Annotated in this window: 18 protein-coding genes; 12 read left to right on the top strand and 6 right to left on the bottom strand. The window is 50.8% G+C overall.

Annotated elements, in window-relative coordinates:
* Window positions 1-796: 796 nt before the first annotated feature.
* A complete protein-coding gene (locus tag A7P96_RS05285; protein ID WP_067525342.1) occupies window positions 797-1,015 on the bottom strand; it encodes a hypothetical protein in 219 nt (72 codons plus the stop codon).
* Window positions 1,016-1,370: 355 nt separating this feature from the next.
* Between A7P96_RS05285 and A7P96_RS05280 the strand changes: the two genes are divergently transcribed.
* From A7P96_RS05280 to A7P96_RS05270, 3 genes are read left to right on the top strand one after another with little or no spacing between them, the layout of a single operon-like run.
* Window positions 1,371-1,628, top strand: a complete 258-nt coding sequence (locus A7P96_RS05280; protein WP_067525340.1) for a type II toxin-antitoxin system HicA family toxin — start codon at window positions 1,371-1,373, stop codon at window positions 1,626-1,628.
* Window positions 1,618-1,968, top strand: coding sequence for a type II toxin-antitoxin system HicB family antitoxin (locus A7P96_RS05275; protein ID WP_197476454.1), 351 nt, complete (start codon window positions 1,618-1,620; stop codon window positions 1,966-1,968). The genes A7P96_RS05280 and A7P96_RS05275 overlap by 11 nt, the downstream gene beginning before the upstream one ends.
* 47 nt (window positions 1,969-2,015) lie before the next feature.
* Window positions 2,016-2,306 (top strand): addiction module antidote protein, encoded by a 291-nt coding sequence (locus A7P96_RS05270; protein WP_067525338.1) that lies wholly within the window; start codon window positions 2,016-2,018, stop codon window positions 2,304-2,306.
* 76 nt (window positions 2,307-2,382) lie between these two features.
* Here A7P96_RS05270 and A7P96_RS05265 read toward each other — a convergent pair whose 3' ends face one another.
* Genes A7P96_RS05265 through A7P96_RS05255 form a run of 3 tightly spaced genes read right to left on the bottom strand, consistent with a single transcriptional unit; the run spans window position 2,383 to window position 4,403 of the window.
* The gene (locus A7P96_RS05265) at window positions 2,383-2,715 is read right to left on the bottom strand and encodes an STAS-like domain-containing protein (protein WP_067448420.1); all 333 of its coding nucleotides are present in this window, start codon (window positions 2,713-2,715) and stop codon (window positions 2,383-2,385) included.
* 16 nt (window positions 2,716-2,731) lie between these two features.
* Window positions 2,732-3,667 carry a hypothetical protein gene (locus A7P96_RS05260; protein ID WP_067525336.1) on the bottom strand — a complete coding sequence of 312 codons (936 nt, stop codon included), beginning with the start codon at window positions 3,665-3,667 and terminating at the stop codon, window positions 2,732-2,734.
* Between the two features lie 16 nt (window positions 3,668-3,683).
* Entirely contained in the window at window positions 3,684-4,403 is a 720-nt protein-coding gene (locus tag A7P96_RS05255) for a helix-turn-helix transcriptional regulator (RefSeq protein ID WP_231863639.1), read from the bottom strand.
* Window positions 4,404-4,505: 102 nt separating this feature from the next.
* Here A7P96_RS05255 and A7P96_RS05250 point away from each other — a divergent pair, with 102 nt between their 5' ends.
* Window positions 4,506-5,021 (top strand): YdaS family helix-turn-helix protein, encoded by a 516-nt coding sequence (locus A7P96_RS05250; protein WP_067525332.1) that lies wholly within the window; start codon window positions 4,506-4,508, stop codon window positions 5,019-5,021.
* A gap of 33 nt (window positions 5,022-5,054) precedes the next feature.
* Window positions 5,055-5,198 carry a hypothetical protein gene (locus A7P96_RS10720; RefSeq protein WP_156496278.1) on the top strand — a complete coding sequence of 48 codons (144 nt, stop codon included), beginning with the start codon at window positions 5,055-5,057 and terminating at the stop codon, window positions 5,196-5,198.
* Between the two features lie 28 nt (window positions 5,199-5,226).
* On the opposite strand, the gene A7P96_RS05245 is transcribed toward A7P96_RS10720, so the two are convergent.
* Both A7P96_RS05245 and A7P96_RS10295 read right to left on the bottom strand, forming a co-directional pair.
* Window positions 5,227-5,505, bottom strand: coding sequence for a hypothetical protein (locus A7P96_RS05245; RefSeq protein ID WP_067525330.1), 279 nt, complete (start codon window positions 5,503-5,505; stop codon window positions 5,227-5,229).
* 124 nt (window positions 5,506-5,629) lie between these two features.
* The gene (locus A7P96_RS10295; RefSeq protein WP_082886566.1) at window positions 5,630-5,803 is read right to left on the bottom strand and encodes a DUF1508 domain-containing protein; all 174 of its coding nucleotides are present in this window, start codon (window positions 5,801-5,803) and stop codon (window positions 5,630-5,632) included.
* Window positions 5,804-5,822: 19 nt separating this feature from the next.
* Between A7P96_RS10295 and A7P96_RS05240 the strand changes: the two genes are divergently transcribed.
* The 7 genes from A7P96_RS05240 to A7P96_RS10280 all read left to right on the top strand — a co-directional run.
* Window positions 5,823-6,023: a hypothetical protein gene (locus tag A7P96_RS05240; RefSeq protein ID WP_067442183.1), complete on the top strand. Its 201-nt coding sequence runs from the start codon at window positions 5,823-5,825 to the stop codon at window positions 6,021-6,023.
* Window positions 6,024-6,186: 163 nt separating this feature from the next.
* Window positions 6,187-6,372 (top strand): HNH endonuclease, encoded by a 186-nt coding sequence (locus tag A7P96_RS11515; protein ID WP_369799143.1) that lies wholly within the window; start codon window positions 6,187-6,189, stop codon window positions 6,370-6,372.
* Window positions 6,373-6,390: 18 nt separating this feature from the next.
* Window positions 6,391-6,537: a hypothetical protein gene (locus tag A7P96_RS11510; protein ID WP_197476452.1), complete on the top strand. Its 147-nt coding sequence runs from the start codon at window positions 6,391-6,393 to the stop codon at window positions 6,535-6,537.
* The gene (locus A7P96_RS10715; protein ID WP_067525327.1) at window positions 6,531-7,679 is read left to right on the top strand and encodes a terminase; all 1,149 of its coding nucleotides are present in this window, start codon (window positions 6,531-6,533) and stop codon (window positions 7,677-7,679) included. Before A7P96_RS11510 ends, A7P96_RS10715 begins: the two co-directional genes overlap by 7 nt.
* A 28-nt stretch (window positions 7,680-7,707) precedes the next feature.
* Window positions 7,708-8,124, top strand: a complete 417-nt coding sequence (locus tag A7P96_RS05225; protein ID WP_197476451.1) for a GNAT family N-acetyltransferase — start codon at window positions 7,708-7,710, stop codon at window positions 8,122-8,124.
* Between the two features lie 5 nt (window positions 8,125-8,129).
* On the top strand, window positions 8,130-8,456 hold the full coding sequence (locus tag A7P96_RS05220; protein WP_067525323.1) for a hypothetical protein: 327 nt from the start codon (window positions 8,130-8,132) through the stop codon (window positions 8,454-8,456).
* Between the two features lie 13 nt (window positions 8,457-8,469).
* The coding region (locus A7P96_RS10280; protein ID WP_156496279.1) for a TIGR02594 family protein at window positions 8,470-8,762 on the top strand (293 nt) is incomplete at its 3' end.

Here is an 8,762-nt window from a genome sequence, read left to right as displayed (position 1 = left end):
CGATACCGCCAAGTCCAAGCCTTGATTGCAACAGATTGGACTACCTGAAAAACCAAACACCGGCGGGCGGGGCTGGTGTTTTATTTTGCTTCGCATTATCCTTAATCCAGCCTAATGCCGTATAACGCTGTATTGTGCAGATAGTGATAAGGTATAGCGCATTTAGTAAAACTTAGTATTTTGAGCTTCAACATTTTTCAACAGGAGGCATGGGTAATTTATGCCAAATACTGATTATAGTTATTTAAAAAATTTAGATAAACATCATAAAGTAGCGTATCTAAACTTAGATACTGTCTACACTGTACTGTCAGAATACTTTGATAAATTAACAAACTTAGAAATTTCAGAAATACATAATGATTACACATTGTTATGCAAAAACTTTAAAGAGCGCGCAGGGTTCCCTCTTGAAAAATCATTGATAATGAGTGATTTACTATTTTTTTGGGAGATAATATAAAAACAACAGAAAAAGGACATGTCGGCTTTTCTTGCAGTTAATGAAATTTATACTCTAATTAATGATTATGATGGATTGGAGCATTACGAGTTAATAGATAGGATGGGATAACCCTGCTGACACGTCTAGAAGTCTGCAACGCTGTCCTAATTGGCAGCGGTATGAGCTATCCGGAGCGCAAGGCCTCTCTGTTTGATATGGCCGCATCCTACCGCCACGGCAGCCACATCTGCTGCATTGAGAAAACTGCTGTTCTGACAGCCTAGACAGCATCCCGAAAAGGAGCAGAGAAATGGGCAATCGAAAGAAAAAGGCAGAGAGATGGCAGCACAATTACGCTGCCATTTCCCATGTGGCTTGGTCGTTGAGGTCGTAGTTCTCTTCGCCATCTCTGATGGATACTTCCGCCCATTCACGGATGATGGCGCTGCGGTATTCTTTCTCCAGCTGCAGGGCTTCGGCTTCTTGCCTGCTCTCTTCGTCCTGTGCCGCGCTGATTTCGTCCAAGTAGGCGGCTAACATGCCATCGTAGTTTGGCTGGATGGTGTACATGATTGTTCTCTCCTTCAATCACAGTGAATGTTTAATAAAACCATCTCTTAGAAATGGTTACGTTAAACATTCACTTACCGTTGATAGGGGCGGCGGCATCCCGGCCTGTCTGTTGCCCCAGTTCCCCTCCGGCCTGACTGCTGCTGCTTGATGATGGCGGTGAAGCGGTGTTGTGCTTCGTTGGGGTGTAGTATAGAAAACTATACTTTCCTTTGATTTGAAACAGAATTTATTTTTTCACAGGCAACAAAAAAGCCGCACTTGGCGGCGGGAGTCGGCTACGGGTTACGGTTGGGATTGCTTAAATCTTATTGCAACTGTAAAATAGTCGCATATAGCAAACAAAGGCAAAATAATGGGCAAGGCGGAAAAACTGCTGGCACGGCTGTTGAGCCTGCCGCGTGATTTCACTTGGGGCGAGCTGACTGTCGTGATGAACAAACACGGGTTTGTGCTGCACAAGGGCAGCGGCTCGGGTAGGAAGTTTCTGCATCGGGAAACGGGGATTGCGGTTACGCTGCACGAACCGCACCCGGGCAAGATTTTGAAGCGTTACCAACTGCAAGACGTGATTGAGGGCTTGCGTAAAATTGGAGTGATGGATGATGAATGATTTATTGAGCTATAAAGGCTACGAAGGCACGGTGCAATACAGCAAAGAAGACGACTGCCTGCACGGGCGGGTGCTGCATATCCGCAGCGTACTGGGCTATGGCGGGGAGACCTTGGCTGAAGTGAAGGCGATGTTCGAGCAGGCGGTGGACGAATACTTGGCGATGTGTGCCGAAGAAGGGATACCACCGGAGAAGCCTTATAAGGGCAGCCTGAACGTGCGGCTGGGGGCGGAACTGCACCGGCAGGCAGCCGCGATGGCGGCACGACAACATACCTCGCTGAATGATTTGATTGTGCAGGCGGTGGAAAGGCAAGTGCGGGAAACACTGCCTGCCTGACTTTTAATTACGGCGAATTCGCCATATTTGAATTGAAGGAGCGGTAAATGAAAATGCAAAAATTTGATATAGCCGAATACTTGGACAGCGAGGAAATGATTGCGGCCTATCTTTCTTCTGTGCTGGAAGACGGGGATGCGGACGAATTTATCGCCGCGCTGGGAGACGTGGCGCGAGCCAAGGGGATTAGCGAGCTGGCCGCGCAAACCGGGCTGGGCCGGGAAAGCCTGTATAAAACCCTGTCCGGCAACAGCAAGCCGCGTTTTGATATGGTATTGAAGATTACCCGGGCGCTAGGGGTGGAGATGACCTTGGCTCCGGCTGCCTTGATCGGATAATAGACACAACCGCCTGCGGGCGGTTTTTTGCTGGGCAAAAGAAAAGCCCGCGCTGGGCGGGCTGTGGTTGAATTAATTAAGCGAAAGCGTGCTGCATCATTTCTTGATGCTGTTCAGCGTCCTCCGCTTGCCTACGAATTAGGATAGCTTCGGCAATGTTCCTTTCTGTAATGCCGTTTCCGTTTCGCAAGCGGAGTTTATTTTTAACCTTGTCCCATCCGTAGATTTTTACCAAGATGGCAATGCTTTCATCAGCAAAAGAGCCAGAGATAACATCAACACCTTGCAGGTCAATTATAATTCTGCTAACGGCTGGGTTCTCAAAAGCTTTAATAATTTGGTCTCGGATTGGGATGGCAGCTCGGCGGGAAGCAAGACTGCCACTTGGCAAGTGGATAATTCTTTCCATGTCAGCCTCCTTTAATTTAACCTATTAATGTATCTAATATATCTGCAATTTCTGCATTAGCAGACGGTGTTGTGATTTGGTTTAGATTACTAGTCTGCAATCTGCATTGGATAATTACCCCATCCCAAAATAGGTCTTGGGGACAGGGTCTGATGTGTTTTATTCTATTCTGAAAATTTGATATTGACAACTCGGCATTACCTGTGATTATGGTTAACTCTCCACCAAAACTTTCCACCACATCAATAAATCGAGGTAGACCTAAGCCTGCATGATTGTTCCCACTGCTATACTTGGCAAGGCTTCCCATAGGATTGCCTATTACGTCTGGCGGCAATTGTTGCGCCCAGTCGTCTTTTGGTTTGATAGTCTTGGATGAGTTCCCTTTTTTGATGCACCACTCAATAGCATCTTCGTGATTATCTATTTGAATACCAACACGGTTTAACTCCTTCAGAAACCCACTCCCACAATCTGCCAGAGCGAACTCAATCCATTTGTTGTATTTTTGCGCCATCGAGAAGCCGGTGGATTTTCCATGTGACCACACGTTATCGTGTACTTCACCAATAGCATCAATCAAAGGGGAGATGGCTGCCCTGTTCTCTCCATCCACCATCGCATTGATGCAACTGCCTATCTGTGTAGTGGCACTATCAACAGATTCTTCACAGTCAAGCATAGTCAATAAAGAGTAGCTTTTCCCTAGATTCGGCCTGTCCCAAGTATCATTAATCCCCCATACATTGTTGAAAAATCCAATTGTTATTAGATAGTTCATTCGAGAGTCGTCCACATTAAAAAAGTGTGTGGGCGTCTTATGTTTGTACAGATAAGCTGCCATACACACTAAATAGGCAGGTTTGATAAAGTCTCCGTTATAAATACTGATAGGGTTATTTTTAATGATGGTTTGACAATCTTGTAGAGCTGAAATTAAGTCTTTAGCCATAAGTTAAATATCCATTTCAATCCAACACGCTCCACCAGAACACGCGGCCTATTATTTGAATATCGGATGCATCCACTTCTTCGTCCGGGTGCTCATCTTCATTGTAACTATGGATACGGATTCTATTGCCTGGCAGGCGGTAAAGGATTTTGGTGCGTAGCCAGCCGTCATGATTGATGGCGTAAATCTTGCCGTCCTTAATGTGCTTTTGGCTGGTGTCTACGCCTAACGTAGCGCCGTCAGGGAATACCGGCTCCATGCTGTTGCCATCGGCAGATACACATACTACGTCTTTAGGGTTGATGCCTTTGCGGCGCAGGGTGGATTTGTGAAAGCGCAGCTTATAGCCGTTGAAGTCGGACGCTTCAAACGAACCTGAACCGGCGGCCAACCTTACTTCTTTCAGGAACGGCACTTCACACTCTGCGTCATTGAGCGGTGTGCCGTCCTGCCACGTTTCTACCGCGGCAAATGCGGTCGCGTTTGATTCTATCGGCTTGCCGGTAGAGGCTGGCTGATATTTTTCGCCCGTGCCATCTAAATATCCCTGTGGCAGTCCAAGAGATTTCTCAATATTTAGCGCAGCAGCATCCCCGATGTTGCGATAGCCGTTAAGCCATTGATTAACCTGGGCAGGGGCTTTGCCGATTGCACGGGAAAAGTCAGCTTGGCTGCCATTAAATTTTTCTTCAATCAGGGCTTTTACCCTTTCTAGCCGTGTCATTTTCTCTTCCATATTAGCAAGTTATCTAAATATACAGCAATGCTTAATTTAGCAATGCTACTTTTTCTATTTAGCTATGCTTTAATTTGTGCTAAATAGACAGGAGCAAGCTATATGCAACTAAAAGAATATTGCGCGAGTGAGCGCGGACGACAGCGGGCAATCGCCGAAAAAATCGGCATTGCTTACGCATACATGAACCAAATTGTTACCGGCCACCGCCCTATCCCCATTGAATATTGCGCCCGTATTGAACTGGCTACGGATGGGGAGGTAACACGCCAAGAGATGCGCCCTGATGATTGGCACAAGATTTGGCCGGAATTGGCAGGCTATACCATGACTGAATTATCGGTAGAAGTGATAACAAAATCCCACAAGGTGCAAGCTACTGTTTTGAGGATGCTTGCGGACAAATCACAGCACGAAATAGCGCTGATGCTTGGTGTGGATGATGCCACCGTGAGCCGTTGGAAGTCTGATGAACGTGGGCTATTGAAGGCCGCGCGAATGATTGCTGCCTGCGGCGGCAAGGTAGTGGATGAAGATGCCGTGGTGGTGAATGCCGAAGAGTACCGGCTGATGTGCCGTATCTCGGCTGAATATTTTGGCCGCCAGGCGGATAGATGACGGTCGCAAATATTTTTGAGGAAAGGAAAGAAGATGAGGGAAAGACAAGAGATTGAGCAAGTACTGTCTTTGGAAGACCGCAACGAGATTATCAATGCGTTGCTGCGGACGGCGGAGGCGCATCCGATGATTGACTTGCGGGCAACGGCTTACGGAATGTGCCGTGCGGCGCTATGACGACCGTCTGACGGCAACGGATGGGCTGTTATAGAAGCCCCATGCGTCTTAGGTGGGTAATGAATTTAGCGTCCAGATTCACGGCATCAAAAGAGGCGATTTCCACGGCGAAAAGATTGTCATTGGTATCGATACACGGCCTTAACCGTTTGACAATTTCTGAGGCGGTAAACGTGGTTTTAATGTACCAGACCGAATCCTGAAGGTGCGCCCACGTGCCGCTGCCTATTGTTTCAATCATGTTTATCAATGACCTGTAATCTTTGCCAGGTGTTTTCAAATCGTAGCAGATGATGATGTGTCGCATAAATTACGCTCCGTTCAAGGTTGTGTAGGAACTCCCATTGTAACGGCAGTCATGACAAAGCGGAAAGACGCTTGGCAGCCCGGACAGACGGGCAAAAGAAAGCCCGCTGAGGCGGGCTGGAAAATCACACTTCTTTAACCTGGGTGTTAGCAGTAGTGGATTTAACTAAGTCTATCGAATGGGAACAACTTTGTTTGGATGCGTAGCCTTCGGAGCTGACGGCAATGATTTCATGATTACCGGCTTTTAACCGCCAGCGCCATTCATTACGGGCATCTCTATACATTTCAAAATACATAAAGGAACTCCTATGGATTATGCGAAAAAACGAATACACGTTCTCCTACCGTTTCAAAGGCAGGACGTGGTCATTGAGCATTTGGGCGGACAGCCCGGAGGAAGCTAGGGAGAAACTGGGGGCTGCGGCCAATGCGCGTTATGACGGGCAAATCATGCAACGGATTTATGTGCCGGTCAAGGCTGCTTGGTTTCGGCGGTTTCGGGAATGGTGGGAGTGAAAAAAAGCCCGCCGGAGCGTGGCGGGCAAAAGTCGTATGAAGAAATTCCCTTTTCAAGGAGACTTGATTATGACAAATAAAGCCATGCAAAGCAAGCGCAAATCGATAACAAAAAAACTTAGGTTTGAAGTTTTAAAGCGAGATTCCTTTACTTGTCAGTATTGTGGCAGCTGCACCTGATGTGGTGTTGGAAATAGACCATATTAATCCGGTCAGCAATGGTGGCGATAACGACATCATGAATCTGATTACTTTGTGCCGGGACTGCAATCAGGGTAAGAAGCATCGGACGCTGGACGATCACGCTGTGATTCAAAAGCAGAAAGCCATGCTGGATGAGCTGAACTAGCGGCGTGAGCAGTTGGAAATGCTGATGAAATGGCGCGAGGAACTGCAAGAGATTGATGACCAATGCATTGATGCTGTCGCGGCAAGAATCAATGAATTTATTTCTCCAGCTACGGTTAATGACCAGGGCAAAAGAAGTATCAGGGGCGGCCGCACGATTTGCTGATATTCGACGAGGCGGCGAATTTCTTGGAAATTCAGGTGCGGGCCTTGCTGGGCTGGCTGCGTTCGACCGACCCGAATCAGAAGTGCCAAGCGCTCTTGACCTTTAATCCGCCGACCACGGCGGAGGGGCGTTGGATCGTGGATTTCTTTGCGCCGTGGCTGGATAAGAAGTTTCCTAATCCGGCAGTTGGTGGGGAAATCCGCTATGCGGCCAGTGTGGATGGGAAGGATGTGTGGGTGGATGACGGTCGGGAATTTGTGTTGGCGGGCGGGGTGCCGGTGTATGAGTTCGAGCGCGGGGCTTTCAAACCGGAAGAGGTGGTGAAGCCTTTGGCCCGCACGTTTATCCCCAGCCGGGTAACGGATAACCCGTATCTGATGGGCACGGGCTATGTGAATACGCTGCAATCGCTGCCCGAGCCGCTGCGCTCGCAGATGCTGAACGGGGATTTCAGCGCGGGGATTGAGGACGATCCGTGGCAGGTTGTCCCGACGGCATGGGCGGAGGCGGCGATGGCGCGCTGGAAGCCTTTGGACAAGCTGCCGAAGATGGACAGCCTGGGGGTGGATGTGGCGCGCGGCGGTAAGGATGAGACGGTATTGGCGCGGCGGCATGGGATGTGGTTTGACCGGCCGCTGGTGTATCCGGGCAGCCGAACGCCGGACGGGCCGGCTACGGCGGGCTTGGTGATGGCGGCTTTGCGCAACCGTGCGCCGATCCATATTGACGTGATCGGGGTGGGCAGCGCGCCGTTTGATTTTCTGACCGAGGCACGGCAGCAGGTGATCGGGGTGAATGTGGCGGAGAAATCGACCGCGCGGGATAAGTCGGGGCGCTTGGGATTCCGCAATCTGCGCTCGCAGCTGTGGTGGCGGATGCGCGAGGCGCTCGACCCGGCCAACAATACGGGCATTGCCCTGCCGCCAGATTCGCGCCTGCTGGCGGATTTGTGCGCGCCGACCTGGAAGCTGTCCGGCGCGGAAATCTATGTGGCGAGCCGTGAGGAGATTGTGGCGAAAATCGGCCGCTCGCCGGACTATGCGAGCGCCTATTGCCTGGCGCTGTTGGATACGCCGAAAATCGACAGCTTGCGCGCGGCAGGCGGTAATAGAAAAGTGATGGAGTACAACCCTTATGCTTGATGTGCGGACAGATGACGGCTTGCGCCATATGGATTGGATTGAACGGCATCTGGCCGAGGCGCACCGCTCGGAAACGGAGGCGGCATGGGCCGGGCAGGTGAGCTTGAACCGTGAGCTGTATCAGGCGGTGGCGGCAGCGGGGAATCTGTTGTTTGCCGGGGCGTTTGCTGATGGTGAGTTGGTAGGCTACTGCTCGGCGTTCCTGTTGCGCCATCTGCATTATGACTGCCTGATGTGCCAGCATGACGCGTTGTTTTTGCTGCCGGCATATCGGGCGGGAACGGCAGGCTTGCGCCTGGTGCGGACGATTGAGCAGGAGGCGGCACGGCGCGGGGCGGTTTATGCGGCCTGGCATGCCAAGCCGGGCAGCAGTTTTGAAGGCATACTTGCGCGGCGCGGCCGCCGTGAGGATGTGGTTTATTTACGGCAATTGATGAAAGGATAGAAAAGATGCCAGCAGCAGCAGCAGTTATTTCCGCCGTAGCATCGGCAGTGGGGACGGGGTATTCGATTTACTCTGGGGAGCGATCGGCTAAGAAGCAGGCCCAGGCTCAGGCGCAGGCGGAGAGGCAGGCGGAAAAGCAGGCTTTGCAGGCGGAGCGCGATTTCAATAAGGCCAACAGCAAGAAGGCCAACACGGCAGGCTTGCTGCAGGCGGCGCAACAGGACGGGGGCGGGGTGGGCAGCACCATGCTGACCGGCTCGGAAGGGGTTGGAAACGACAAGCTGAAACTGGGCAGGCAGGGCCTGTTGGGCAAAACCTCCCTCTTGGGGTAAGCAACACAACAAAATCATCATCAACTGGCTAATCGCTCTGGGCGCGTGGTGGCGGGACGATGAAACGCCTTGGTGCTCCACTTTTGTAGCGCATTGCTGCCGCACTGCCGGACGAGATTTGCCGAAACACTGGTATCGCGCCAAGGGATGGCTTGAAACCGGCACACGCTTATCGAAGTCGGCCTACGGCTGCATCGTGGTATTCGAGCGGCAGGGCGGCGGGCATGTGGGCTTTGTGGTCGGGCAGGACAGGCAGGGCAACCTGATGGTATTGGGCGGCAACCAGGGCGACGCGGTCAATATCAA

Origin of the sequence: Eikenella sp. NML03-A-027 (assembly GCF_001648395.1) — a bacterium.
Classification (GTDB): domain Bacteria; phylum Pseudomonadota; class Gammaproteobacteria; order Burkholderiales; family Neisseriaceae; genus Eikenella; species Eikenella exigua.
This window is presented reverse-complemented; position numbering and strand designations above follow the sequence as displayed.

What these genes read in the sequence shown, in the direction of transcription:
- A7P96_RS05285 (WP_067525342.1), bottom strand. Translation starts at nt 1,015, where the DNA reads ATGTACACCATCCAGCCAAACTACGATGGCATGTTAGCCGCCTACTTG.
- A7P96_RS05280 (WP_067525340.1), top strand. Translation starts at nt 1,371, where the DNA reads ATGGGCAAGGCGGAAAAACTGCTGGCACGGCTGTTGAGCCTGCCGCGT.
- A7P96_RS11510 (WP_197476452.1), top strand. Translation starts at nt 6,391, where the DNA reads ATGCTGATGAAATGGCGCGAGGAACTGCAAGAGATTGATGACCAATGC.
- A7P96_RS05275 (WP_197476454.1), top strand. Translation starts at nt 1,618, where the DNA reads ATGATGAATGATTTATTGAGCTATAAAGGCTACGAAGGCACGGTGCAA.
- A7P96_RS05220 (WP_067525323.1), top strand. Translation starts at nt 8,130, where the DNA reads ATGCCAGCAGCAGCAGCAGTTATTTCCGCCGTAGCATCGGCAGTGGGG.
- A7P96_RS05260 (WP_067525336.1), bottom strand. Translation starts at nt 3,667, where the DNA reads ATGGCTAAAGACTTAATTTCAGCTCTACAAGATTGTCAAACCATCATT.
- A7P96_RS05265 (WP_067448420.1), bottom strand. Translation starts at nt 2,715, where the DNA reads ATGGAAAGAATTATCCACTTGCCAAGTGGCAGTCTTGCTTCCCGCCGA.
- A7P96_RS10720 (WP_156496278.1), top strand. Translation starts at nt 5,055, where the DNA reads ATGAGGGAAAGACAAGAGATTGAGCAAGTACTGTCTTTGGAAGACCGC.
- A7P96_RS05225 (WP_197476451.1), top strand. Translation starts at nt 7,708, where the DNA reads ATGGATTGGATTGAACGGCATCTGGCCGAGGCGCACCGCTCGGAAACG.
- A7P96_RS10295 (WP_082886566.1), bottom strand. Translation starts at nt 5,803, where the DNA reads ATGTATTTTGAAATGTATAGAGATGCCCGTAATGAATGGCGCTGGCGG.
- A7P96_RS05240 (WP_067442183.1), top strand. Translation starts at nt 5,823, where the DNA reads ATGCGAAAAAACGAATACACGTTCTCCTACCGTTTCAAAGGCAGGACG.
- A7P96_RS05270 (WP_067525338.1), top strand. Translation starts at nt 2,016, where the DNA reads ATGAAAATGCAAAAATTTGATATAGCCGAATACTTGGACAGCGAGGAA.
- A7P96_RS05255 (WP_231863639.1), bottom strand. Translation starts at nt 4,403, where the DNA reads ATGGAAGAGAAAATGACACGGCTAGAAAGGGTAAAAGCCCTGATTGAA.
- A7P96_RS05250 (WP_067525332.1), top strand. Translation starts at nt 4,506, where the DNA reads ATGCAACTAAAAGAATATTGCGCGAGTGAGCGCGGACGACAGCGGGCA.
- A7P96_RS05245 (WP_067525330.1), bottom strand. Translation starts at nt 5,505, where the DNA reads ATGCGACACATCATCATCTGCTACGATTTGAAAACACCTGGCAAAGAT.